Here is a 24,807-nt window from a genome sequence, read left to right as displayed (position 1 = left end):
GTCTTGTGGCAAAATGCCACATGTGGCAGAAAGGCTGTGACATTTCTGCAGAGTGGTGTTTATGGCGTTGATGGGAAAACGGGTGGGAGCACTGTTCCGGTCGCTGCAATTAACGTTGGTGCTCAGTATTGTAGTGCCGCTGCTGCTGTTCAGTGGCATTGCTATCTACATTGGCATGGGGGCGGTAGAGCGCGCTCTGAACGATCGCCTTCGTGAAGACCTGGAACTGGTGGCGCGAGCGGTCAGCGGGCCGGTGAGTAAGGCGCTGGCCGAAAGCGATGAACTGGTCCTGGGCGAATCCCTGAAATCCATCTTCCAGATCGGGCGCATTTCCGGGGCCTCGGTGTTTGACGCCGGGGGTGACCGGGTGGCCAGTCTCGGTGTTGCTGACTCCGATGTCACCAATAGCGCCAGCGCCGAAAAGGCAATCGCCAGTGGTGAGCTCGGGGGCGCGTTTCGCTGGGTGGATGGCGAGTCGGTGTTTTCCCAGTTCACGCCGCTGGTTGCGGAAGACGGGCGGATTCAGGGTTTGTTGCAGGTAACGCGGCAACGCAGTGATTTCCATGATCTGGTGGCCACCAGCCGTTGGTGGGCAGTGGTGATCTGGTCGATGATTGCGGCCACCATCATCCTCGTTGTCGTTCTGGGGCATTACCGCACCGTGGGGCGACATGTGAACCGTTTGCTGGAGAGCATGGCTTCTCTGCAACCGGGCGCCTGGCAGTTGGAGACATCGGAGGCAGGGCCACAGGAGCTGTGTCAGATTCAGCAGGGCATTCGTGCTCTGGGCGAACGAATGGCCGAGGCCGAGGCGGAAATCGAAGACAGGATTGCCCGGGAACGGGCCCTGGCAGAACAGCTGGAATACCAGGAGAAAGTGGCGATGATTGGCCGGGTCGCAGGTGGGGTAGCTCATGAACTGGGGGCGCCTCTGAACGTTATTCAGGGCCGGGCCCGCATTCTGGCCAGGGCCGGGCTGGAGCAGGAGCAGCAACGGCATCTGGATGATATCGAACATCAGGTGGACCGGATGACCATGATTATCCAGCAACTGCTGGACTGTTTCCGGCATGTGCCCGAGTCCCGGCGACCCGTAAACCTGGCAGACATTCTCGAGGACGTCGTTACCCGCGCCCGTGAAGACAGGCGCTGCCAGGCGGTTTCGCTGCAAGCCGACGCTTTTGACAGGCCGATGCCGACACGGGCGGAGCCGCTCCGGGTTGGCCTGGCGTGTCTGAATGTGGTGAGAAATGCGTGTCAGGCTGGCCGGGAACAGGTCGCGCTCTCAGTCGGCGAGACCGGGGAGTTTTGGGTGTTCCGGGTCGAGGACGATGGCCCTGGTATACCGGCGGAGCATCACGCCAGGGTTTTCGAGCCGTTCTTCAGCACCCGCCCGGCCGGCGAAGGCACTGGGTTAGGGCTGGCAGTGGTTCAGAGTGTCATGAAAGAACACGGGGGGGCCGTTGAGGTGATTGATAGCGAGTTGGGTGGTTGTGGTATGGCGCTGTATTTTCCGAAAGAGGTGGGGCAATGAGCAGCCGGCCTGTCACGATCCTGCTGGTCGAAGATGACGCCAGCCTTGGCCAGCTGCTGATGGAGGAGTTGGAAGTGGATGGATACCGCGTACGCAGGGTCAGTATGGTGTCCGAGGCGCGGACTGCTCTGGCAGACGAACGCCCGGGCCTGATCGTATCGGATCTGCGCTTGCCCGATGGTGACGGTCTGGAGATTCTGTCGCTTCAGCAGGCCGAGCATCCCGGTATTCCCTTTATCGTGATTACCGCGTTTGGGACGGTGGACCAGGCGGTCGATGCTTTGAAGGCCGGCGCTGATGATTTTCTGACCAAGCCGCTCTCAACGGATCATCTCCGGTTAAAGATCAAACGGTTGCTGGCCCAGGCGGATCTGAACCGGCAGTTGGCGGAGTATCAGTCCGGGCGCGGCGGCGATGAAAGCATGGGCTTGATCGGCGGCAGTGCGATGATGGATCGCCTCAGGTCAGACATTCGCCAGGTTGCCCGCAGTCAGGCCGCGGTTCTGATTAATGGCGAAAGTGGAACCGGGAAAGAGCTGGTTGCGAGGGCAATCCACCAGCAAAGTGAGCGCTCAGCACGGCCGTTCCTTGCGGTGAATTGTGCCGGTATACCGCGAGACTTGATGGAAAGTGAATTCTTCGGTCACGAGGCTGGTGCTTTTACCGGTGCACGGCAGGCCCGTCGGGGGCTGTTTGCAGAGGCGAACGGTGGCACCTTGCTGCTGGACGAGATTGGTGAAATGCCATTGGCTCTGCAAGCCAAACTGCTTCGGGTGTTGCAGGAGGGCTGCATCAAACCAGTGGGAGCTGACCATGAGGAAATGGTGGATGTTCGCATTCTGGCGGCAACTCATGTGGATTTGCTTCGGGCTGTTGAGCAGGGCCATTTCCGCGAAGACCTGTATTATCGTCTCGAAACCCTGTCGTTAACGGTGCCTCCCCTGAGGGAGCGGGATGAGGATGTTGAATTGCTGGCCATGCATTTTCTGGGTGAGGCAGCACGTCGTCACAGCCGGGGGTTCCTGAAGTTCAGTGACGTTACGTTAAGGATACTCCGCGATTATCCGTTTCCGGGCAATGTGCGTGAGCTGTCCAGTGCGATTGAGCGGGCGGTCACTTTTTGTGAAAGCGATACCATACAGCCCGAGCATTTGCCCGAACGCATCCGGAAGCGCCAGGGCGGGATTGTTCAGGCTGCCGTTGCCGCTTCGCCCGGGAAACTTTCCGAATGGCCCACCTTGGAGATGCTCCAGCAGGATTACGTGCGCCGGGTCATGGCTGCCGTTGATGGTAATAAACGCCGGGCGGCCCAGATACTCGGCATTAATCGCAGAACACTGTATCGCTGGCTGGAGTCGGATTTGGAGCATGGGCATGACTGATCAGAAACAGGCCATGATGTACGGCCTTGCCACGGTGCTGCTGTGGTCGACCGTTGCTACCGCCTTCAAATTGTCACTGGCGGATCTTGCGCCGGCTCAGATGCTGCTGGTGGCCTGTGCCGCATCCATCGTCGTGATGGCGGCTATCCTCATGCTACAGGGGCGCTGGGGACTGGTGTTCCGTTTGCGGCGGGGCCAATACCTGCAGTCCATGCTGATGGGGCTGATCAATCCCTGTCTGTATTACTTTCTGCTGTTTGGCGCGTTCGACCGTCTGCCCGCCCAAGAGGCCCAGCCTCTGAACTACACCTGGGCACTGGTGCTGGCCTATCTGTCGGTGCCGTTTCTGGGGCAGAAACTGCGCAGGATCGATATTCTGGCGGGGTTGGTGTGTTACGCCGGAGTGGTAGTGATCGCCACCCGCGGTGCCGTAACCTCGCTCTCATTCTCGGACCCCCTCGGTGTCTCGCTGGCGTTGGGCAGCACGCTGGTTTGGGCGTCTTACTGGATTATTGCCACCCGGGATACCCGGGACCCGGTGGTAGGCCTGTTTCTGAATTTTCTATTTGGACTGCCGGTCATTGTGCTGGTGTGCTGGCAGACGGCGGGGTTGGTCATGCCGGTCGGGAGTTCGATGGCCGCTGCGGTTTACGTCGGCGTTTTTGAAATGGGCATAGCCTTTATGCTGTGGTCCCAGGCCATGAAAAAAGCAGAAAACACCTCGAAAGTGAGCAATCTGATTTTTATCTCGCCTTTTCTGTCCCTGGTGTTTATCTACTTCATTCTGGGCGAAGTTATTCTCACCTCGACCTACGTCGGGCTGGTGCTGATCATTGCGGGATTATGGCTGCAGCAGAAGAAGGTCCGTGACCGGGAGCAGGCGTTGAGCCATGGCTGAAAACTGGTATCTGTACCTTGTTCGCACCGCATCGGGTAGTCTCTACACCGGAATTGCCACAGATGTGGAGCGGCGGTTTGCCGAGCATCAGGCGGGGGCACCCAAAGGTGCCCGGAGCCTGAGAGGTAAAGGGCCGTTAACCCTGGAGTTCCATGTGCCTGCCGGCGACAGGAGCCGCGCCTCCCGCCTGGAATGGCAGGTCAAGCGCTGGCCCAAGGTTCGAAAGGAAGCTTTGATCCGGGGTGTCGTCAGGCTTGAAGATGATGTCTGATGTGACGCCCGGCAACGGCCAGAGCGTCTCTGGCCCGGTCAAGCTGCGCGGCGTGCACCTGGAATACGTGCCAGAGATTGTTGTAGATCTCCAGCGTGGTTTCCACGTGTTCCTGTTTGGCCGCCTCCGCCAATCGACGGGCGTCGTTGAGCAGAACTTCCTGGCTTCCGACCTGAATCAGCAGGGGAGGCAGGCCACTCAGGTCACCGTAGACAGGCGACACCAGCGGGTGCGTCAAAGGTACGCCGTTGGCATACATTTTCGCGGCTTTGAAGGTCCAGGCAGCGTGCAGGACCGGTTCACATTCCGGAGTGTAAAGATCCTTTTCTGACAGATCTGTCCAGGGCGAGAAGCAGGTGACGGATGAGGGCAGTGGATGACCGTGGTCGCGCAATCGCATGGCCAGTACCACCGACAGACCGCCGCCGGCGGAATCTCCGGCCAGGGCAATGGAGCCGGGGCTTACCCCCTGGTTGATCAAGGCCAGATATACGGCTTCGGCATCGTCTGGCGCGGCGGGAAACGGATGCTCCGGCGCCAGCCGGTAATCCGGGATCAGTACGTCGCAGCCAGAGAATTTGGCCAGATGGCCGGCAATGCCCCGGTGGGTATCGGCAGAGCCCATAACATAGCCTCCGCCGTGAAAATACAGTACGGTGCCGCCAGAACGGTCTTCCGGGGAGGCGCGCAGCACCGGTACATCGCCCAGGTCTTCCCACGCAAAACTGACGTCTTTAGGCGGGTAGGATGTTCGATAAGCTTCCCGGGTGTATCGGCGCTGCACCGATAACGGAAACGCCCGGGACAGGACGGGCTTCACAAAACGGTGCATGGTCCCTCTCAACCCGGCCTCAAGAAGCGGCTGGAACATCTGTGTTCTCCCTTGTGAATGCGTTAGGATGACTGGCATTTATGGATTCATGACAGGCGTTTAACTCTACGTGTACTGGAAAACAGATACCATAGAAATACCGAATTGGGACAGACATTCCCTGCTGGACCGTCTGGAACCGTTTGATCCGTCCGCCAGCCGGGAACTGAGTTCCGAGATGGAGGCGTATTGCCGGTTCTATGGCCTTGATCTTTGGGTTGAGCATCCGGATGTGGTCTACCATCAGGGGTACATCTGTGCCGAGCGGCATGAAGTGATGGTGCATTACTTCCGGCTGCCGGAGAGCGCCAGCCCGAAAGGCACGGTGTTCATTCTGCATGGTTATTTTGATCATGTGGGTTTGTATACCCAATTGATTGACCGCTGTCTTGGTGCAGGCTTCGATGTTCTGGCCTACGATCAGCCCGGGCACGGATTGTCGAGTGGTACGCCGGCCGCCATTGGCAGTTTCCTGGAGTACCAGGCCGTACTGTCGGAAGTAATGGCGAAGGTCAGGGACAAGATTCGGGGGCCCTGGTACGCAGTGGGGCAGAGTACGGGTGGCGCAATATTGATTGACTACCTGCTGTCGAACCACCACAACCGGGAGTCCTCGGCGTTCCGCAAAGTGGTGTTGCTGGCGCCACTGGTAAGGCCTATGGGCTGGCTGGGGGCAAAGATTCTCCACAGTTTGGTCAAACCGTTCCTGACTCGCTGGAAACGGGTATTCGGCCCGAACAGTGGCGATACCCGCTTTCTTCGGTTCCTGCGGGAACACGACCCGTTGCAGGCAAGAGCGGTTCATGTCGATTGGGTGACTGCATTGCGACAATGGGTGCCGCACATTGAGTCGGCGAGGCCGGTGGATTTTCCGGTCACCGTGGTGCAGGGTGAGAAGGATCTGACGGTAGACTGGCAGCACAATCTGAGGATTATCCGGAATAAATTTTCCTCAGTGAAGGAACGAAGAATACCGGACGGTCGTCATCATCTTGTGAACGAAGCGCAGGATTTGCAGGCGACGGTATTCAATACCATTATCGATACATTCTCGGAGTAAGCAGTGGCTGTAGTGCCAAAAGCTCCGGACCAACGATTACAGAAGCGGGAGAAGACAGTGAAAAAGACAATTCTTGCCTTTGCGGTAGCAACTGTTGGCCTGAGTGGCTGTATGACCTATGACCCGTATACCGGGGAAGAGAAAACTTCGAATGCCACCAAGGGCAGTATTATTGGCGCGATCGGTGGTGCTGCTATTGGCGCAGCAACCTCCAGCAGCAGTGATCGTGGCAAAGGCGCACTGATTGGTGCCGCTGGCGGTGCGGCCGTGGGTGGCGGTATCGGCTACTACATGGATCGCCAGGAGGCCCAGCTGCGCCAGAAGCTGGAAGGTACCGGTGTTCGCGTCGTCCGTAATGGTGACCAGATCGACCTGATCATGCCGGGTAACATCACTTTTGATACCGACCAGTCCACCATCCGTTCCGGTTTTACCGGCACTCTTGAGTCTGTGGCTCTGGTTCTGAAAGAGTTCGACAAAACCATCATCCAGATTGAAGGCCATACTGACAGCACCGGTTCAGACAGCTACAACCAGCTGTTGAGCGAGCGTCGCGCGTCTTCTGTCCGTGACTTCCTGTTGAATCAGGGCATTGAGCCCCGTCGTACCCGGGCCACCGGTTATGGCGAGCGCTACCCGATTGCTTCCAACGATACGGCTGCGGGTCGTGAGCAGAACCGTCGCGTTGAGCTGACACTGGTGCCGATGCAGTAATAACCTGCTCAGCATTCAACAAAAAAGCCCCGGTTTATGCCGGGGCTTTTTGCTTTATGGCAGGAGCAATCAGTTGGTATTGCTCGGCAGCCATTCGTCGATTCGCTTCTTCAGATCCTCCAGCTGATCTTCGCCGGAGTCCTTGAGTTCGCCCAGTTTGCTTCGGGCAGTCTCGATGTGGTCTTCAACGGCCTGAATGCGCTCTGAAAACTCTCTCTGAATTTCGGCTTCCGCTTGGTCATCCTTTGCCTTGGCCATCTTTTCGTCGGCTTCGGCACGCAGGCTGTCGATCTGTTTGCTCCAGTACTCGGTCTGGGTTTCCAGTTTCTTCTGCAGAGATTCCTTCAAGGACATAATTACCTCCATGCTGGGCCTGTTCCGGCCCGGTTTGAATGACTGGTACTTTTAGCATGGCTACGTATGGCCGAATCTCAAGGGCGGCAGCATGAAGTTTTGTTGAAATGCGGCGTTGTGGCCCGAAATGGCATAAAAAAACCGGAGCTCCCAGGGGGATGCTCCGGTTCTTGAAGGCAGCTGTCTGTCAGAACAGTACGCGGCAGCGAATAGTGCCTTTTACCTGGCGGAGCTTTTCCAGCGCCAGCTCACCGTAGGCCTTGTCCACATCGACCACCACATAACCAATATCTTCCTTGGTTTGCAGGTACTGGCCACAGACGTTGATGCCGTTTTCGGAGAACACCTGGTTGATTTCCGACATTACGCCCGGCACGTTCTCGTGAATGTGCAGCAGGCGGTGCTGGTTCGGGTGCGACGGCAGCGCCACTTCCGGGAAGTTCACCGAAGAAACGGAGGTGCCGTTGTCGCTGTACATGGCCAGCTTCTCGGCCACTTCGCGCCCGATGTTTTCCTGGGCTTCAATGGTTGAGCCACCCACGTGCGGAGTCAGGATGCAGTTGTCGAACTCGCGCAGTGGAGAGACAAACTCTTCGTCGTTGGACTTGGGCTCCACCGGGAATACGTCGATGGCTGCGCCCAGCAGTTTACCGGAACTCAGCGCATCGGCCAGGGCGTCGATATCCACCACGGTACCGCGGGAAGCGTTCATCAGAATGCTGCCCGGCTTCATCTGGGCAAACTGCTCGGCCTTGAACATGTATTTGGTCGCCGGAGTCTCCGGTACGTGCAGGGAAACCACATCGGAAATGTTCAGCAGTTCCTGCAGCGTGCCCACTTGCGTGGCGTTACCAATCGGCAGTTTGGAAACCACGTCGTAGAAATAGACGTCCATTCCCAGGCTTTCGGCCAGCACGCTGAACTGGGTGCCGATGTTGCCGTAACCGATGATGCCAAGCTTCTTGCCACGAATCTCGTAGCTGTTCTTGGCGGATTTCAGCCACTCGCCACGGTGGGCTTTGGCGTTTTTTTCCGGCACGCCGCGCAGCAGCAGGATGGCCTGGGCCAGAACCAGTTCTGCCACGGAACGGGTGTTGGAGAAAGGCGCGTTGAACACGGCCACGCCACGGCGGGTCGCGGCCTGCAGGTCAACCTGGTTGGTGCCGATACAGAAGCAGCCCACAGCCACCAGCTTCCTGGCGGCTTCAAATACTTTCTCGGTCAACTGGGTGCGAGAGCGGATACCAACGAAGTGCGCATCGGCAATCTTCTCGATCAGCTCTTCCTCACCCAATGAATGGGTCAGATACTCGATATTGGTGTAACCCGCGGCATTCAGGGTATCAATGGCAGATTGATGCACGCCTTCCAGCAGCAGGATCCGGATTTTGCTCTTTTCGAGAGACGTATTTGACATGGGCTTGCTTCCGAACCTTTCGTCACGTGAAATGACCTGCAGCCAGGGATCGTCGGCCTGGCTCACAGAACAGGGGCGGTATGATACCATAAACGCAGATTTTCACAGCGCGCCGGTTTGCCTGAATCAATTCTTTGTGAGTGATCTCTGAACAGGCCCTGGCCCAACTTCGAAGAGACTGACACATCCATGAGTTCCGAACAGATCATCGCTTCCCTTAAAGAGCTGGTTGCCACCTCCGAAAACCCGGGCAAGGTTCTCACCGATCCTGCGGATCTGGACAATTACGGCAAGGACTGGACCAAAATCTACCCGCCCAAGCCGCTGGCCATTGTCCTGCCGAAAACCACGGAGCAGGTGCAGGCGCTGGTGAAGTTTGCCAATGACAATCAGGTGGCTCTGGTACCTTCGGGCGGACGTACCGGCCTGAGTGCAGGCGCCGTGGCCGCCAATGGCGAAGTGGTGGTAGCGTTCGACAACATGAACCAGATTCTGGATTTCAACGCCAGTGATCGCACCGTACGTTGCCAGGCCGGGGTGGTGACCGAGCAACTGCAGACCTTTGCCGAAGAAAACGGCCTGTACTATCCGGTGGATTTTGCCTCCGCCGGGTCGAGCCAGCTCGGTGGCAACCTGTCCACCAATGCCGGCGGCATCAAGGTCATTCGCTGGGGCATGAGCCGGGACTGGGTTGCCGGACTGAAAGTGGTGACCGGTAAAGGTGATGTGCTGGATCTGAACAAGGATCTGGCCAAGAACAACACCGGCTACGATCTGCGACATCTGTTCATCGGTGCCGAGGGCACCCTGGGTTTCATTACCGAAGCCACCATGAAGCTTACCCGCAAGCCGGACGACCTGACCGTGCTGGTGCTGGGCCTGAATGACCTCACCAACACCATGGATGTCTTGCAGGCTTTCCAGAAAAAACTGGATCTGACCGCCTACGAGTTTTTCTCTCACCAGGCCATGGGGCATGTACTGGCCCACGGCCAGGTTCAGGCACCGTTCGAGACCGAGGCGCCATATTATGCGTTGCTGGAGTTCGAGGCTGTTTCTGATCAGGTGATGGACGATGCCATGGCACTGTTTGAGCAGTGTGTGGAAGAAGGCTGGGTGCTGGATGGCGTCATCAGCCAGAGTGAAACCCAGGCACAGAACCTTTGGCAACTGCGTGAGCGGATTTCCGAATCCATCGCGCCGCGAATTCCCTACAAGAACGATATTTCGGTGGTGGTTTCCAAGGTGCCGGGCTTCCTCCAGGAAATCGACAACGTGGTTACCGAACACTACCCGGACTTCGAGATCATCTGGTTCGGCCACATTGGTGACGGCAACCTGCACCTGAACATCCTCAAACCGGAGGACATGGCGAAGGAAGATTTCTTCGAAAAATGCCAGCAGGTGAACAAGTGGGTATTTGAAATTGTCGAGCGTTATCAGGGCAGTGTCTCTGCTGAGCACGGTGTGGGCATGACCAAGAAACCCTACCTGCAGTACACCCGCAGCGAGGCGGAAATTGCCTACCTGCGCGGTATCAAGCAGGTATTCGACCCCAATAACATCATGAATCCGGGTAAGATCTTCGACTGATGCAAGGGCACATTGTCGTACTCACTGGCGCTGGAATCAGCGCCGAAAGCGGCCTCTCCACCTTCCGGGACAACGGTGGGCTGTGGGAGCAGCACAGTGTGTACGACGTGGCCACGCCGGAGGCGTTCGAGCGCAACCGGGATCTGGTGCTGAGGTTCTATAACGAGCGCAGGCGGCAACTTCAAACCGTTGAGCCCAATCCTGCGCACCGCTTGCTGGCGGAGCTGGAAAGCCGTTTTCAGGTGACCGTGGTCACCCAGAATGTGGACGACCTGCATGAGCGCGGCGGTTCCAGCAATGTGCTGCACCTGCACGGTGAACTCACCAAGGCCCGCAGTTCCGCCTATCCGGACCTCATTTACGACATCGGCTACAACGACATCAATCCCGGGGATACCTGTGATCGCGGTGCCCAGCTTCGGCCCCATATCGTCTGGTTCGGCGAAGAAGTCCCGATGCTGGATGCGGCGGCAGAGGTGGTGCGCACCGCAGACCAGCTGCTGATTGTGGGTACGTCGCTGCAGGTATATCCTGCGGCGGGGCTGATCTACGAGGTGGACATTGATGTGCCCATCACGGTGATTGATCCTGGCGAACCTGCGTCCGTCTCCCGGGCACGGGTGATTCGCAAAGGGGCCTCGGAAGGGGTGCGGGAGTGGGTTTCGCGTTATTTGTGAACTTGGCGTTAGCCTCGGAGGTATTTCTCCAGTTCACTTCTGAATGCTGCCTGGACACCTAAGCGTTTTAGCATCCAGTAATGCCCCGCAATCATCCGGTCTATGAAAATACTCTCGACCGGTGGTTTGAAGTAATCTAGGTATTTGAACACCGTGCTGGTTTTGGCGGCCACGTGTTTATGGATATCGGCCTCGGCGAAGTCGTAGGGCTCATCGTTCAGGAACGGGATGATCAGGATATCCCTCCACATGGCGTAATAGGCTTCATCGACCGCCGGTTGGCTGTCCACGCGAGCGCCCAGGTCGATCAGGTACTGGTCCAGGGCCTGGTAGTCCTCATCCAGCGCTGCGATCAAGGCTTTGCGGTAGGCTTCGACAATCTCCGGTTTGAGTTTCTTCACGCAGCCGAAGTCATACATGATAATGGTGCCATCCGGCCGGTAGGCGAAATTGCCCGCGTGAGGGTCGCCGTGAATGCACTGGAACCGGAACAGCTGATCGGCCATGATCGTGAAAATCCGGTGGCCAATCAGGTTGAGGGTTTCCTGGGAGTAGTGTTCCGGCGTGACCTTGCTGACGTGGTCGCCCTCCACCAGCCCCAGGGTCAGGACCCGACGGGTTGAATGGCTGTCGACCACCTCCGGGATGATCACCCACGGCTGATCTTTGTGGAATTCGTGGAACAGCTTGAGGTTTCGCGCCTCGTTCTCGTAATCCAGCTCTTCCTTCAGTCGCACCCGGATTTCGCCGAACAGCTGGTCAACCGTCTCCTTGGGCATTTTCAGCAGGCCGCCGAGCTTCAGGGCCAGTCGTAGCTGTTTGAGGTCGGAGTCGCAGGATTCATCCACGCCGGGGTATTGCACTTTCACGATCACATCCGTGCCATCGTGCAGGCGGGCGCGGTGTACCTGGCCGATGGAGGCAGAGGCGTAGGGTGTTTCCTGCAGGTATTCAAACAGCTCGCCAACCGGCTTGCCCAGCTCACTTTCCACCTGTTCCAGAATCACCTCGAATGGCATCGGTGGTGCTTCTTTCTGGAGTTTTTCCAGCGCGTCCGAGAATTCTTTGGGCAGGAAGTCCTGGGTCTGGGAGGCTATCTGCCCCACCTTCATCACCGCCCCCTTGAGCTCGCCCAGGGTATCGGCAATTTGCCCGGCCATCCGGGTGTAGCTTTCGCTCTGGGCGCCTTCGTCATTTTCGGTGCGGAACATGCGCCGCGCTCTCTGGCCGGCGTACTGGCCCGCCACCGTGGCGGTCATGCCTGCGAGTTTGAAGAAGCGTCCTGTGCGTGAAGTAACGGGTTTCCTGGCCATGGTAGTGCCTGTTCTACGGGAAGTTTGCAGCTCGTCTGAATATCCGTATCCGTGTTGCGTTCAGACCACTGTGGTCTCCACAAATAACACATCTTCCAGCTCCAGGGACAGAGTCTGGCCGCTGACAAGCGGGCCAACGCCTTTGGGCGTGCCAGTCAGCACCACATCGCCGGGTAACAGGGTGAACTGGGTGCTCATATGAGCAATCAGGGGCACGATCGGGTTCAGCATGTCGCCGGTATTCCCGGTCTGCCGGCGCTGGCCGTCGATATCCAGTGTGAAGTTCAGGTTGCCCTTGGCAAGTTGGTCGGCGGCAACGAACGGTGAAAGCGGGCAGGCGCCGTCGAAGGCCTTTGCGCGCTCCCAGGGGTGTCCCTTTTCTTTCAGGCTGCTTTGCACGTCCCGCAAGGTGAGGTCCAGGGCCAGGCCATAACCGAGAATGGCACTTTCGACTTCGCTGGCGGAGGCATTGGTCAGGGGGCGGCCGATAAGTACGGCCAGTTCGGTTTCAAAGTGCACCGCACCCTGGCCTCTGGGGTAGACCAGCGGGCGGGTGATATGAACCGCTGCGGTGGAGGGTTTGATAAACAGCAGCGGTTCTTCCGGTACCGGGTTGTTCAGCTCCCGGGCGTGTTCGGCGTAGTTGCGCCCCACACAAACGATTTTGCCAAGGGGAAGATGAACCGGTGTTCCATCTTTCCAGTGATGCTGATAATCGCCCATGGTGGCGCCTCCGCTCAGTCTCCTTCGAATGAGCAGACAGTATAAACCTGCAGACCTTCTTCCTGCAGCTTGCGTGAGCCACCCAGATCCGGCAGATCAATCATGGCTGCGACCTCTACGATTTCAGCACCGATACGGCGGATCAGACGGGTTGCGGCCAGCATGGTGCCGCCAGTGGCAATCAGATCGTCCACCAGGATGACCTTGTCGCCGGGTTTGAAAGCGTCTTCGTGTAGCTCGACGGAAGCCGTGCCGTATTCCAGTTCGTAGTCTTCCACCAGGGTGTCGAAGGGCAGTTTGCCCTTCTTGCGCACGAGTACCAGAGAGGCATTCAGCTCGTAGGCCAGCGCCGAGCCAATAATGAAGCCTCGGGCATCGACGGCGGCAACCGCATCAATGTGCTGGCCATGGTAGCGATGGACAAAGGCATCGATCAGTTTACGAAATGCCGTTTTGTCCTGAAGGACCGTGGTGATGTCCCGGAAGGAGACGCCGGGTTTGGGCCAGTCCGGCACAGTGCGGATGGCTTTCTTGATGCTCTCGGAAAAATAGTCCATGGGCGGATCCGGTGATTACTCTGGGCGCCGCTCAGGCGGCGTCCAGGAACATGAATTTCAGAACAAATACAACGGCAATGGTAACGACACTGGCGTTAAGATCGGACCAGCGGCCAGACAACGCCTTGATCACGGCGTAGGTGATGAAACCCAGGGCAATGCCGTTTGCAATAGAGAAGGTCAGCGGCATGGTCAGTGCCGTGACGATCGCTGGTGCGGCGTCGGTGATGTCATCCCAATCGATCAGTTTGAGGCCGCTTGCCATCAGCACGGCGACGTAGAACAGGGCCGGTGCGGTCGCATAGGCAGGGATGATGCTCGCGATCGGTGACAGCAGCAAACAGGCGAGGAAAAGCAGGGCGACGACAACAGCCGTCAGTCCTGTGCGACCACCGGCGGAAATGCCAGCGGTTGATTCGATATAGCTGGTGGTGGTTGAGGTACCCAGGGCTGCGCCTGACATGGTTGCGACGGAATCCGACATCAGAGCTCGTCCGAGACGGGGCAGCTTGCCATCTTTATCCAGCAATCCACCACGCTGGGCTGCTCCGATCAGGGTGCCGGAGGTATCGAAAAGATCCACGAACAGAAAGGCAAAGATAATGCTGATCATGCCAACATTCAGTGCGCCGGCCAGATCAAGTTGCATAAAGGTGGGGGCAAGGCTGGGTGGGGCAGACACAAAACCTTTGTATTCCACCATGCCAAGCATCATGGCGGCCACGGTAACAGCAAGGATGCCGATCATTACGGCGCCGGTGATTCTGCGGAATGAAAGTGCACAGATCAGTACGAATCCTGCGAAGAACAGCAGGCTCTCAGCCACTTTAATGTCGCCCAGACCCACAAGGGTCGCAGGGTTATCTACCACGATACCGGCGTTTTTCAGTGCGATCAGAGCAAGAAAGAATCCGATGCCGGCGGAAATGCCAAAGCGTAAGGACATCGGAATACTGTTGATGATCCATTCCCGGATCTTGACCACACTCAGAATGAAGAAAATAAACCCGGAGAGAAAGACAGCGCCCAGCGCCACTTCCCAGCTGTATCCCATACTGCCGACGACCGTGAACGAGAAAAAGGCGTTCAGGCCCATGCCGGGGGCCAGGGCAATTGGATAGTTTGCCCAGAGGCCCATAATCAGCGTACCGATGGTTGCGGCCAGACAGGTGGCCACGAAAACGGCTCCGAAATCCATGCCGGTGGACGACAGGATGCTGGGGTTGACCACGATGATGTAGGCCATGGTCAGGAAGGTGGTAATGCCAGCTACCACTTCTTTACGGACAGTGGTGCCGTGGGCCTGGAGTTGGAACAGTCGTTCAAGCATGACTTGGGTCTGCCTCTAGAATGCCTGGATTAGGGAGTTTGAAAGTCAGTTTGCGTGCGGAAAACGTGAATTGGGTGAAAAAACGGCAATGTTACCGGCTCAGGCGCCTCACGCCAAGGGATGATTCAGAGTTCAGTTCAGCATCTGGTCTCGTTGCAGGCGGATATCAAAGCGCACCGCGAGCATGCGAACAATCACGATAAACAGCAGGCCAATAGTCAGCGCCATGGATTCGCTCTCCAGCAACCACTGGCACACAAAGTACAGCCAGCAACCGGCGAAGGCGATAGAGGCGTAGATCTGGTCCTTGCGGAAAATAAAGGGAACTTCGTTGCACAGGGTGTCACGCAGGGCGCCGCCGAAGCAGCCTGTCATTACACCCAGCATGGAAGCGATAAACCAGGAGTGGCCCAGATCGAGAGCCAGTTGCGCACCGAGAATGGAAAAAATGCCAAGGCCGATGGCGTCCGGGAAGACGATTCTCGATTCTTTCAGGGAATGGGCCCGGCTCCAGTAGCTGAACACGATTGCCATGGCCAGGATCATGATCGGCTGCTCCTGGTGCTTGATCCAGTACAGCGGGTGATTGTCCATGATCAGATCCCGCAATGTGCCGCCACCCAGAGCGGTAATAAAACCGATGGCAAAAACACCCACCGGATCCATGTTTTTGGACCGGGCGACGATCATGCCGGAAATGGCAAACGCCACAACGCCAATCATTTCAAGAGTATAGATGATGTCAAACATGGGGCGGCTCTGATCTGACGAAATTCGGTCCGGGGCGTGGGTGAAAGGCTGGAAGAATAGCGGAATTCGTCCCGGGATTCATCTTCAGGCGTTAATGGCCGATTCGGCCAATGTGATCTGTTGCGCGACAGTTACGCGTATCACTGCCTTGTTTCCCGTTTGATTGATCCGGAGTACTGCAATATGGCCCTGATGCGACTCGCCTACGCCAGCGAAGCAACGTTTGAAGCCCAGCCCCTGGAGAAGGGTGTCGAACCCCACGTGGCCAGAATTCTCATGGTGTCCCGAAGAAATAACGGTCGGGCAGGCCTGGTCGGTGGCTTGTATTATGGCGACAACCGGTTTTTCCAGTACCTTGAGGGCGAGGAAGAATTTGTCCGGGAAACCTTCGAACGAATCCGTCAGGACTCTCGCCACCGCAATATCCGCATGCTGATTGAAGAGCCGCTGGACGTCCCGACCTTCTCCAACTGGTCGATGAAGTATGTACCCCTGTCATCCGACGTGCAGGCCTTTCTGGACAAGCACCAGTTACCGGACTTCAACCCGGCGGCGTTCTCCAGCCACCAGTGTGAGGAAATGATTGACCTGATTCGGCGCTCCAGCGAAGACCAGAAACTGGTCAATCACGACGAAGACAGCCCAGCCCGGGTTCAACACTCACAAACCCTGTCTCCCGGCGTCAGGTATGGGCTTCTGGCCGCCGGTGTGATGATCATCGTCGCCGTGGTAGCGGGCGCTGTAATGTTCTGAATCCGCCGGCTTATCAGCCGGGCTTATTGCCATGAATAAGCAGCCTTGATTTGCTTCACGGGCTCTGTGCGTTTAGCTTGATCCTGGTCAATTACAACATCAAATCAGACCCGCCCTGACGCCATCAGGGTAAGACAGACAGCCCAGGAGCAACCATGAAAGCCATTCTGTGCAAAGACTATGGCCCGGCAGAGAATCTGGTCATCGAAGACATTGCCAGCCCGGACGTAAAAGGCAGCGGCGTAAAAATCCGGGTCAAGGCTGCAGGCCTGAACTTCCCGGACACCCTGATCATTCAGGGCAAATACCAGTTCCAGCCGCCCATGCCGTTTTCCCCCGGCGGTGAACTGTCCGGTGAAGTGCTCGAGGTGGGCGAAAAAGTCACCCGTTTCCAACCCGGAGACCGGGTAGCCGCCCTGACCGGCTGGGGTGCGTTCGCCGAAGAAGTGGTTGCTCCCGAATCCAACCTGTTGCCAATCCCGGACTCTATGTCCGATGAGAAAGCTGCGGCTTTCATGATGGTTTATGGCACCTCCTATTACGCGCTCAAGCAGCGTGGCAACCTGCAGTCTGGCGAAACCTTGCTGGTACTCGGCGCCAGCGGCGGTGTTGGCCTGGCGGCCGTGGAGCTGGGCAAGGCCATGGGAGCGAAAGTGATTGCGGCGGCCAGCTCCGCTGAAAAACTCGCGGTGGCCAAGGAAGCCGGCGCCGATGAACTGGTGAACTACACCGAGGAATCGCTGAAAGATGCGGTGAAGAAACTGACCAAGGGTAAAGGTGTGGATGTGATCTACGACCCGGTCGGCGGAGATTTCACCGAACAGGCCCTGCGCACCATGGGCTGGAACGGCCGCCACCTGGTGATCGGCTTTGCCGCAGGGGATATCCCCAAGATTCCTGCGAACCTGACGCTGCTCAAGGGCTGTTCTGTGGTAGGTGTATTCTGGGGTAGCTTCACCCAGCGCGAGCCGCAGACGAGTGCCCAGAACATGATGGAGCTGTTGCAGATGTATGCCGACGGCAAGATCGATCCCAAGGTCAGTGAGGTATTCGCATTCGAGGAATATGCCGCGGCACTTGGGGCGCTTACGGGGCGTCGGGCCACTGGCAAGATCGTTTTGCGGGTTGAAGAATAGTTCTTGGAGCCTGAGGGGTAGCCTCCCTCCTAGCCTTTAGGTTTCGGTGTGGGCCGCGCTGGGGAACGCTTCCAAAAAACCGCTACAAGCACATCCCTGTGCGCTTATTTCGGGCCATCCATGGCCCTCAAAATTTTTTGGAAGCGTTCCCCATCACGGCCGGTCAGCTTCACAGTAATAGTCAGGGAGAAAAGCTAGGTTTTTCAGTAAACTGACTATCACTCCTTGGCTCGGAAGTGAGTGCGGGGTGCCCCTCCCAAAAATGTCGGAGGCCATGGATGGCCCGAAATAAGCGCACAGGGATGTGCTTGTAGCGGTTTTTGGGAGGGGCACCCCGTACTCACTGTCACCAAGCGTTGCAGGCTAGGTTATGAGGCCCCTCTCCAAAAGTCAGGATCAAAACCGAACACCCCCCGAATCAATATCGGACACCAACTCCGGAGTCAGCAACGTATAACCGGACGAACCGGGCAGCCAGGCGTACACATCGTCTTCCGACCTCTCCAGCGAATAGCCGAGCTTCTGGATGTCCACCTTCCGGTACTTGAACGTCCCCGTCTTCTCGATGGCATTGGTCACCCGCACAAACACCGGCACCGCATAGGCCGGCAGATTCTCCTGCAGATAGTCAAACAGCTTGTTGATATCGAAGGCCGAACCATTGGACTGAGGCACCAGCGTTACCATGCCCGCCTTGCCGTTGGTTTTGGGAATCTCGACCCCGTACACAATGGCTTCCTCCACCATGCCGGAGCCATCAATGATATTTTCCACCTCCGTCGTCGATACGTTCTCTCCCTTCCAGCGGAAGGTGTCGCCCATGCGATCGACAAACTGCAGGTGACGGCAGCCGATTTCTTTTAATACATCACCGGTATTGAACCAGGCATCGCCTTTCTTGAAACCATCGCGCAGGATGGATTTCTCAGTGGCTTCCTTCTGGGTGTAGCCCTCGAATGCCCACTTCTTGTTGATCTCCCCGATCAACAGGCCGGGCTGGCCTTTTTCCACTTCCTCCAGACGGCCCTTGTCGTTGCGGATCGGGTCCCGGGTGCCTTCGTGGTACTTGACCAGTTTGTAGGGCGCGGTGGAGAAGCCCACGGTGTTGTCCATGTTGAAAAAGTTGCTGAAGCCGATATTGCCTTCTGATGAGGCATACAGTTCAGCCACCTTGTCGATGCCAAAGCGTTCCTTGAATTCTTTCCAGATGGAGGGGCGCAGGCCGTTGCCGATCATTTTGGTCAGGCCGTGGTTGCGGTCCTGGCTGCCGGGAGGTTGATTCAGCAGGTAGCGGCACAGCTCGCCCACGTAGCCGAAAGTGGTGGCGTTGTAGCGGCGGACGTCGTCCCAGAAGGCGCTGGCGGAGAATTTTCGGCGCAGTGCGATGGCAGAGCCACCGGCGAGGACCGAGCCCCAACACACCAGCAGGGCGGTGCCATGATACAGCGGCAGCGTACAATACAGGACGTCTTCCGGTTCCATGGCCAGGGAGAGCATGCCAAAGCCGCCGTAGGCTTTGATAAATTTGCGATGTGAACCGGGCGCCGCCTTGGGCAGGCCGGTGGTGCCTGAGGTGTAAAGATACACGGCGGTATCGCCCATGGTTACCGGGTTGCTCAGGACCGGTCGGGTTGAGGGCCGGCGGCTGACTTCCAGGGCCAGATTGACGTAGCCCTCCGGCGCGTCACCAAAGGTGTTCAGAGTGTTGCCGTCGTGCAGGTAGAGCAGGGGATGCGTGTGTCGGAGCTGAACCTCTCCACGAACCGACTCGGCATTGTCGATCAGTTCGCTACCAACCACCAGCAGTCGTGGCTCGATCAGGTTGATACTGTGGGCCAGCACTTTGCCTTTCTGGGAGGTGTTCAGCATGGCGCAGGCCACGCCGACCTTGGCTGCGCCAACCACGGTCGCCAGTAGTTCCGGTCGGTTTTCCAGCAGTACCGCAATGGCATCGCCCTTTACCAGCCCCTGATCTTTCAGGTAATGGGCAATTCGATTGCTCCAGGCATCCAGTTCTGCCCAGGTAATGCTGCGATCATCGAAGAGAATGGCAGGGCGCGTGGGGTGTTTGTCAGCGTTGCGCTCTACCAGCTTGCCAAGGGTCAGCTCTTTTTTGTCGTCCTTTACCCGGTAGTAGTAAAGCCCTTTTGCCACGAAGGGAAATTTTTTCAGAACCGTGGGCAGGCTGCGCATGATGTCGCGTGCGGTTACGATGTCTTGGCTCATGGTGCGTCCGTTTCAGTCGTCATTGTCTTTGTAGGTTTTGAACCGCGGACCAACCCATTGCTCCGCGGCTAATCCAGGAACAGATCCGGCAGCAGCGGCTTGTCGCCTGCGGCATACCGGTAGTGTTCGAAGTCCTTCACGCCATCCTGACGAAGTACATCCTCGTCAATCAGCGCTTGCCCGGTCAGTTCGTCCGCACTGCGGGACAGTATGCTGACCGCAGCATCGGCCATGATTTCCGGCTTTCGTCCCTGCGCCATCAATTGAGGTCCGCCCACTTCGTGTTCTATGGCGGCAGTGGCAATCAGAGTCTTTGGCCACAGGCAGTTCACGGCAATGCCATAGCGTCGGAACTCCTCGGCCATGCCCATGCTGAGCATGGTCATTCCGTATTTTGTGGTGGTGTATGGCCCGTACTGGGAAAACCACCGGGTATTCAGGTTCAGCGGCGGCGACAGGCTGAGAATGTGGCCACCGGATTCCTTCAGCCAGGGCAGGGCCGCCTGACTGCAGGTGAATACGGCCCGGGCGTTGACCTGATGCATCAGGTCGTATCGGCTCACTTTCAGGTTTTCGACACCGGTCAGGCGTATCGCCCCGGCGTTGTTCACCAGGGCATCGATACCGCCAAAATAACCGGCGGCTTCGTCTATTCGCTGGCGGACCTGTCGTTCATCCCGCACGTCCAGTACCAGCGGTAGCGCCTGGCCTCCGGCGTTGCGAATTTCCTCAGCGACCGTGTGGATGGTGCCGGGTAGTTTCGGATGCGGGGTATCGGTTTTCGCTGCAATGACCACGTTGGCGCCTTCCCGGGCACAGGCCAGGGCAATGGCCCGGCCGATTCCCCGGCTGCCGCCGGTTATAAACACTGTGCGCTGCTGTAGCCGGCTCATGATGCTGCCTCCTCAGTGGACTGCACGTCTGCCAGAAGTTGGCCACGCTTGACCTGGTCTCCTTTGCGGGCGAGCAACTGGCCAACGGTGCCCCTGCGATCCGCCTTAACCGGATGCTCCATTTTCATGGCTTCCAGAATCACCAGGGTCTGGCCCTGTTCCACCTGATCTCCCTCTGCCACCAGTACATCAATAATGGCACCGTCCATAGTGGCCTGGACCTTGCCGCTGCCGGTGCCCAGGGCACCTTGGGCGGGTTGGTGCGTAATATCCCGAACGCACCAGGAACGGCCGAACGCCTGCAAATATAGGGAATCTCCGCTCCGGTAGTATTGGCACCGCTGACGAACCCCGTTGTCGATAATGCACAGCAGGCCTGGTTCCTGGCTTTGCAGTTGCAATTCATAGTGTTCTTCGCCGTGGGCCACCAGCAGTTTGTGGCCACTGTGCCGAACCAGCAGTTCCACGGATTCGTCCCGGGCCTCAAGCTTCATCGGCATGACGGTGGCGGGGGCGTTACTCCAGCCTTTCTGGGCGGATTGGCCGAGGCTCAATGCGCAGGCGCTCAGGGCCAGCTCGCGGATGGTGAGCGGCTGGGGCGCCAGTGACGGATCATTCTTGAAGGCCTGCTGCAGGAAGGCCGTGGTGGCTTCACCGGCACCAAAGGTGTCATCGGCGATGATGCGGCTGAGGAAATGGCGGTTGGTGGTCACACCAAAGACTGTGGTGTCTTCCAGCGCCCGGATCAGGCGGCGACGGGCTTCGTCCCGGTTCTGGCCCCAGGCGATGACTTTCGCCAGCATGGGATCGTAGTGGGGGCTGACCACGTCACCGGAGCGCACGCCGGTATCAAACCGCAGGCCTTCGCCTTCGGCCGGGGTGAACTGGTGCAGGGTACCGGTTTGCGGGGTGAAACCACTGGCCGGGTCTTCGGCGTAAAGTCGCACTTCGATGGCGTGGCCATTGAGTTGGATGTCATCCTGGGCCAGAGGCAGCGGGCGGCCTTCAGCGACCATCAACTGCCAGGCCACCAGATCCTGGCCGGTAATCAGTTCGGTGACCGGATGTTCTACCTGCAGGCGAGTGTTCATTTCCAGGAAGTAGAAATTGCGGTCTTTGTCGACCAGGAATTCCACGGTACCGGCGCCCTCGTAACCGCAGGCCAGGGCCGCTTTGACAGCAGCTTCGCCCATGGCCTTACGCAGTTCCGGGGTGACAAAAGGTGAGGGCGCTTCTTCAACCACTTTCTGGTGCCGGCGCTGTACGGAGCAGTCCCGCTCGCCCAGGTAAACGGCGTTGCCGTGGTGGTCTGCGAAAACCTGGATTTCCACGTGCCGGGGTTCGATGACCGCTTTTTCGATGATCAGTTCGTCGTCACCGAAGGCCTGTTTGGCTTCTGAGCGGGCCCTTTTAATGTTGTCGGCCAACTCGCTCTCGCTCTCGACCAGGCGCATGCCCCGGCCACCGCCACCTGCGGAGGCTTTGAGCATGAGGGGGTAGCCGATGTCCTGGGCTGCGGCGATGAGTTCATCATCACTAGCGTTGTTGCCTTCGTAGCCAGGGACTACGGGCACGCCGGCTTCCTGCATGGCGATTTTCGAGCGGCGTTTGCTGCCCATGAGTTCAATGGCGTTTTCGGGCGGGCCTACAAAGGTGAGGCCGGCCTGTTTGACGGCTTTGGCGAAGCCGGAGTTTTCAGAGAGGAAGCCGTAGCCCGGGTGGATGCAGTCGGCGCCTGCTTTCCTTGCGGCATCGAGGATGGCGTCGGCGTTGAGGTAGGAGGCGGCAACCTGTGCCGGGCCGATGCAGACGGCTTCGTCGGCTTGTTCAACGTGCAGGGCGTTGGCGTCGGCTTCGGAGTAGACGGCAACGGTTCGGTAGCCCAGCGCCTTGGCTGTACGGATGACCCTGACGGCGATTTCGCCTCGGTTAGCGATTAAAAGTTTTTTTAGCATACGCGTTACCTATCTGGTTACTTTGCCGCCTGGGTTGGGTGCTCGTCCGCACCACCACCAGGGTGGGCTTCCGGAAAACCGCTACAAGCACGTCCATGTGCGCTTCTCTCCGGCCATCCATGGCCTCCGACATTTTCCGGAAGCCCACCCTGCCAGTGGCGCTCCCCGAACCTTGTCGGAGTCTGCCCAACTACGGTCAATAGACATTATTTAGTTGTTATTGATTGGGGAGCTCTGCCCACTTGGGCTCACGCTTCTGCATAAATGCCATCGTGCCTTCCGCCCCCTCCGGCCCGCGGATGGCGGCCGCGAATTTTTCAGCGGCGTCATCGAGTAAACCGGCCATGGCTTCATGTCCCACCCGATGCAGCAGGGCCTTGGTTTCTGCCGTGGCATCGGGGGCGCACAGGCGTACCCGTTCCAGAGCCTGGTTCAGCATGTCGCTTAGCTGTTCTTCGGATTCCGCAACCTGGTGAACGATGCCGAGTTTGCAGGCTTCCGTTGCGTCGATTCTCAAACCTAGCAGCGCCAATCGACGGGCCTGGGTCAGGCCGATGCGTTCGACAACGAACGGGGCGATCTGGGCCGGGATGACGCCGAGGGTGGTTTCCGGCATACCGAATTTGGCAGTCGGGCCGGCGATGGCCAGGTCGGAGACGCAGGCCAGGCCGAAGCCGCCGCCCATGACGGCGCCTTCGGTGATGGCGATGACGACTTTGGAGGATTCGTTGACTTGCTGGATCATCTGGCCGAAGGCGCGGTTGAGTTTGTAGAACGGGTCATCGCGGCCTTCGCCGGCTTTCTGGCTCCGGGCGCCGGCCATGTCTTTGATATCGCCGCCGGCGCAGAAATGTCCACCTGCGCCGCGGAGGACGGCGGCGCGGATGCTGATGTCGTTTTCGATCTCGCTGAAGATGGTGGACAACTCAGCGACCATCTGCAGACTCATGGCGTTGCGGACGTCGGGGCGGTTGATGGTGATGAACAGGGTGGGGCCCTGTTTTTCAAGAATCAGGGTTTCGCACTGGGGTAGCTGTTCCATAAAAAGGCTCCGTTTTCGGGCGGCAATCGGGTACCAGTCGCAATGTTCGGGGCCTTGGGGGCAGGTAGGGCTTTCCGGGACTGTCTGCAGCAGGGATGCTGCAGTCAAGCGTACATGGATGTATTCACAGCGTGTCCCGGAAAGCCCTACCTGACCGCGAGGCCTGACTCCAAACTCCAAACGTTAGTCGCGTTTCTTGCCAGGCAAGGTGCCCATCAGCTTGCAGATGATGCCCAGCATGATTTCGTCGGCACCGCCGCCGATGGAGACCAACCGCACATCGCGGTAAGCCCGTGACAGGGGGTTGTCCCACATGTAACCGTTGCCACCCCAGAACTGCAGGCAAGCATCGGTCACTTCTCGACCCAGACGCCCGGCCTTCAGTTTCGCCATCGACGCCAGCTTGGTGACATCTTTGCCCTCAATGTGCAGCTCACAGGCCTGATAGGTCAGCGCGCGCAGCGCTTCGATTTCGGTCTGTAACTCCGCCAGGCGGAAATGAATGTACTGGTTGTCGATCAGCGGCTGGCCAAAGGTCTTGCGCTCGCGGCAGTATTCAATGGTCTGCGTGACACAGTTTTCCAGGGCCTTGATTACGTTGGCGGCCCCCCACATGCGCTCCTCCTGGAACTGCAGCATCTGCATCATAAAGCCGGTGCCTTCTGCGCCGATGCGGTTGCGTTGGGGAATTCGCACGTCGTCCAGAAACACCTGGGCGGTTTCTGACGAACGCATACCCAGCTTGTTCAGGTGCGGGCTGAAAGTGATGCCCGGTGTGTTCATGGGCACGATCATCAGGGTTTTATTCTTGTGGGGTTTGTCGTCGCTGGTGTTGGCCAGCAGACACATGAAATCCGCTTTCGGGGAGTTGGTGATCCACATCTTGGAGCCGTTGATGACGTAGTCATCGCCGTCTTTCTTAGCCGTGGTTTTCAGGCCGGCCACATCGGAGCCTGCGCCCACTTCACTCACACCGATACAGCCCACCATATCGCCAGCAATAGCCGGGGCCAGGAAGTCCCGTTTCAGTTCATCGGAACCGAAGCGCGCAATCGCGGGAGTGCACATGTCAGTCTGTACGCCCACGGCCAGCGGAACACCGCCGCACTTGGCCATGCCCAGTTCTTCAGCAGCCACGAGGTTGTAGCTGTAATCCAGACCCATGCCGCCGTATTCCTCCGGCTTCTGAATGCCCAGCAGGCCCAGGTTGCCGAGTTTCTTGAACAGGTCGTGAATGTGAAACTCGCCGGCTTCCTCCCATTCATCGCAGTGCGGATTGATTTCCTTTTCGACGAAATCACGGACGGTCTTTCTGAGGGCTTCGTGTTCGGCTGTGAATTTCATTGTTGTTCTCCCGG

At 58.1% G+C, this 24,807-nt stretch carries 23 protein-coding genes; 10 read left to right on the top strand and 13 right to left on the bottom strand.

The features are described from left to right. Window positions 1-61: 61 nt before the first annotated feature. The 4 genes from Q674_RS32670 to Q674_RS32655 are packed head-to-tail and all read left to right on the top strand — an operon-like array spanning window position 62 to window position 4,085. On the top strand, window positions 62-1,534 hold the full coding sequence (locus tag Q674_RS32670; RefSeq protein ID WP_023009119.1) for an ATP-binding protein: 1,473 nt from the start codon (window positions 62-64) through the stop codon (window positions 1,532-1,534). After that, on the top strand, window positions 1,531-2,916 hold the full coding sequence (locus tag Q674_RS32665; protein WP_023009118.1) for a sigma-54-dependent transcriptional regulator: 1,386 nt from the start codon (window positions 1,531-1,533) through the stop codon (window positions 2,914-2,916). Before Q674_RS32670 ends, Q674_RS32665 begins: the two co-directional genes overlap by 4 nt. Beyond that, on the top strand, window positions 2,909-3,814 hold the full coding sequence (locus Q674_RS32660) for a DMT family transporter (RefSeq protein WP_031210202.1): 906 nt from the start codon (window positions 2,909-2,911) through the stop codon (window positions 3,812-3,814). Before Q674_RS32665 ends, Q674_RS32660 begins: the two co-directional genes overlap by 8 nt. Then, window positions 3,807-4,085 carry a GIY-YIG nuclease family protein gene (locus Q674_RS32655; protein ID WP_011786268.1) on the top strand — a complete coding sequence of 93 codons (279 nt, stop codon included), beginning with the start codon at window positions 3,807-3,809 and terminating at the stop codon, window positions 4,083-4,085. The genes Q674_RS32660 and Q674_RS32655 overlap by 8 nt, the downstream gene beginning before the upstream one ends. Here the strand turns inward: Q674_RS32655 and Q674_RS32650 are convergent. Further along, complete coding sequence (locus Q674_RS32650; RefSeq protein WP_023009116.1) at window positions 4,063-4,956, bottom strand: alpha/beta hydrolase; 894 nt, start codon at window positions 4,954-4,956, stop codon at window positions 4,063-4,065. The genes Q674_RS32655 and Q674_RS32650 overlap by 23 nt on opposite strands. 70 nt (window positions 4,957-5,026) lie before the next feature. Here Q674_RS32650 and Q674_RS32645 point away from each other — a divergent pair, with 70 nt between their 5' ends. Both Q674_RS32645 and Q674_RS32640 read left to right on the top strand, forming a co-directional pair. After that, window positions 5,027-6,016, top strand: coding sequence for an alpha/beta hydrolase (locus Q674_RS32645; RefSeq protein WP_011786266.1), 990 nt, complete (start codon window positions 5,027-5,029; stop codon window positions 6,014-6,016). Between the two features lie 57 nt (window positions 6,017-6,073). Next, window positions 6,074-6,730, top strand: a complete 657-nt coding sequence (locus Q674_RS32640) for an OmpA family protein (protein ID WP_014422186.1) — start codon at window positions 6,074-6,076, stop codon at window positions 6,728-6,730. A gap of 69 nt (window positions 6,731-6,799) precedes the next feature. On the opposite strand, the gene Q674_RS32635 is transcribed toward Q674_RS32640, so the two are convergent. Both Q674_RS32635 and serA read right to left on the bottom strand, forming a co-directional pair. Continuing rightward, window positions 6,800-7,084 (bottom strand): hypothetical protein, encoded by a 285-nt coding sequence (locus Q674_RS32635; protein ID WP_011786264.1) that lies wholly within the window; start codon window positions 7,082-7,084, stop codon window positions 6,800-6,802. Window positions 7,085-7,271: 187 nt separating this feature from the next. Continuing rightward, window positions 7,272-8,501 carry a phosphoglycerate dehydrogenase gene (serA, locus tag Q674_RS32630; RefSeq protein ID WP_011786263.1) on the bottom strand — a complete coding sequence of 410 codons (1,230 nt, stop codon included), beginning with the start codon at window positions 8,499-8,501 and terminating at the stop codon, window positions 7,272-7,274. Window positions 8,502-8,690: 189 nt separating this feature from the next. On the opposite strand from serA, the gene Q674_RS32625 reads away from it, so the two are divergent. Together Q674_RS32625 and Q674_RS32620 are read left to right on the top strand one after the other, a co-directional pair. Beyond that, window positions 8,691-10,094 (top strand): FAD-binding oxidoreductase, encoded by a 1,404-nt coding sequence (locus tag Q674_RS32625; protein WP_014422184.1) that lies wholly within the window; start codon window positions 8,691-8,693, stop codon window positions 10,092-10,094. Then, a complete protein-coding gene (locus tag Q674_RS32620; RefSeq protein WP_023009115.1) occupies window positions 10,094-10,771 on the top strand; it encodes an SIR2 family NAD-dependent protein deacylase in 678 nt (225 codons plus the stop codon). The genes Q674_RS32625 and Q674_RS32620 overlap by 1 nt, the downstream gene beginning before the upstream one ends. An 8-nt stretch (window positions 10,772-10,779) precedes the next feature. Here the strand turns inward: Q674_RS32620 and Q674_RS32615 are convergent, their stop codons facing one another. The 5 genes from Q674_RS32615 to Q674_RS32595 all read right to left on the bottom strand — a co-directional run bounded on the left by Q674_RS32615 (window position 10,780) and on the right by Q674_RS32595 (window position 15,444). Beyond that, on the bottom strand, window positions 10,780-12,084 hold the full coding sequence (locus Q674_RS32615; protein ID WP_011786260.1) for an ABC1 kinase family protein: 1,305 nt from the start codon (window positions 12,082-12,084) through the stop codon (window positions 10,780-10,782). Window positions 12,085-12,144: 60 nt separating this feature from the next. Continuing rightward, window positions 12,145-12,807: a fumarylacetoacetate hydrolase family protein gene (locus tag Q674_RS32610; RefSeq protein WP_023009114.1), complete on the bottom strand. Its 663-nt coding sequence runs from the start codon at window positions 12,805-12,807 to the stop codon at window positions 12,145-12,147. Window positions 12,808-12,821: 14 nt separating this feature from the next. Further along, a complete protein-coding gene (locus Q674_RS32605) occupies window positions 12,822-13,364 on the bottom strand; it encodes an adenine phosphoribosyltransferase (protein WP_011786258.1) in 543 nt (180 codons plus the stop codon). A gap of 31 nt (window positions 13,365-13,395) precedes the next feature. Then, window positions 13,396-14,694, bottom strand: a complete 1,299-nt coding sequence (locus Q674_RS32600) for an NCS2 family permease (RefSeq protein WP_011786257.1) — start codon at window positions 14,692-14,694, stop codon at window positions 13,396-13,398. A 132-nt stretch (window positions 14,695-14,826) separates the two neighbouring features. Further along, window positions 14,827-15,444 (bottom strand): trimeric intracellular cation channel family protein, encoded by a 618-nt coding sequence (locus Q674_RS32595; RefSeq protein ID WP_011786256.1) that lies wholly within the window; start codon window positions 15,442-15,444, stop codon window positions 14,827-14,829. A 183-nt stretch (window positions 15,445-15,627) separates the two neighbouring features. Between Q674_RS32595 and Q674_RS32590 the strand changes: the two genes are divergently transcribed. Both Q674_RS32590 and Q674_RS32585 read left to right on the top strand, forming a co-directional pair. Further along, window positions 15,628-16,197 carry a BLUF domain-containing protein gene (locus tag Q674_RS32590; protein WP_023009113.1) on the top strand — a complete coding sequence of 190 codons (570 nt, stop codon included), beginning with the start codon at window positions 15,628-15,630 and terminating at the stop codon, window positions 16,195-16,197. Window positions 16,198-16,352: 155 nt separating this feature from the next. Beyond that, on the top strand, window positions 16,353-17,333 hold the full coding sequence (locus Q674_RS32585) for an NADPH:quinone oxidoreductase family protein (RefSeq protein ID WP_023009112.1): 981 nt from the start codon (window positions 16,353-16,355) through the stop codon (window positions 17,331-17,333). A 396-nt stretch (window positions 17,334-17,729) separates the two neighbouring features. Here Q674_RS32585 and Q674_RS32580 read toward each other — a convergent pair whose 3' ends face one another. The 5 genes from Q674_RS32580 to Q674_RS32560 form a co-directional block, all read right to left on the bottom strand. Continuing rightward, window positions 17,730-19,559, bottom strand: a complete 1,830-nt coding sequence (locus tag Q674_RS32580; protein WP_023009111.1) for a long-chain-acyl-CoA synthetase — start codon at window positions 19,557-19,559, stop codon at window positions 17,730-17,732. Window positions 19,560-19,627: 68 nt separating this feature from the next. Then, complete coding sequence (locus Q674_RS32575) at window positions 19,628-20,452, bottom strand: SDR family oxidoreductase (RefSeq protein WP_011786252.1); 825 nt, start codon at window positions 20,450-20,452, stop codon at window positions 19,628-19,630. Beyond that, window positions 20,449-22,407 (bottom strand): acetyl/propionyl/methylcrotonyl-CoA carboxylase subunit alpha, encoded by a 1,959-nt coding sequence (locus tag Q674_RS32570; RefSeq protein ID WP_022991434.1) that lies wholly within the window; start codon window positions 22,405-22,407, stop codon window positions 20,449-20,451. Before Q674_RS32570 ends, Q674_RS32575 begins: the two co-directional genes overlap by 4 nt. Window positions 22,408-22,624: 217 nt before the next feature. Then, window positions 22,625-23,449 carry an enoyl-CoA hydratase/isomerase family protein gene (locus Q674_RS32565; RefSeq protein WP_023009110.1) on the bottom strand — a complete coding sequence of 275 codons (825 nt, stop codon included), beginning with the start codon at window positions 23,447-23,449 and terminating at the stop codon, window positions 22,625-22,627. Between the two features lie 183 nt (window positions 23,450-23,632). Then, window positions 23,633-24,793 carry an acyl-CoA dehydrogenase family protein gene (locus Q674_RS32560; RefSeq protein ID WP_023009109.1) on the bottom strand — a complete coding sequence of 387 codons (1,161 nt, stop codon included), beginning with the start codon at window positions 24,791-24,793 and terminating at the stop codon, window positions 23,633-23,635. Window positions 24,794-24,807 lie beyond the last annotated feature (14 nt).

Origin of the sequence: Marinobacter sp. EVN1 (genome assembly GCF_000475375.1) — a bacterium.
Taxonomy (GTDB): domain Bacteria; phylum Pseudomonadota; class Gammaproteobacteria; order Pseudomonadales; family Oleiphilaceae; genus Marinobacter; species Marinobacter nauticus.
The sequence above is the reverse complement of the archived record's forward strand: the minus strand, read 5'-3'. Positions and strand labels throughout refer to the sequence as shown.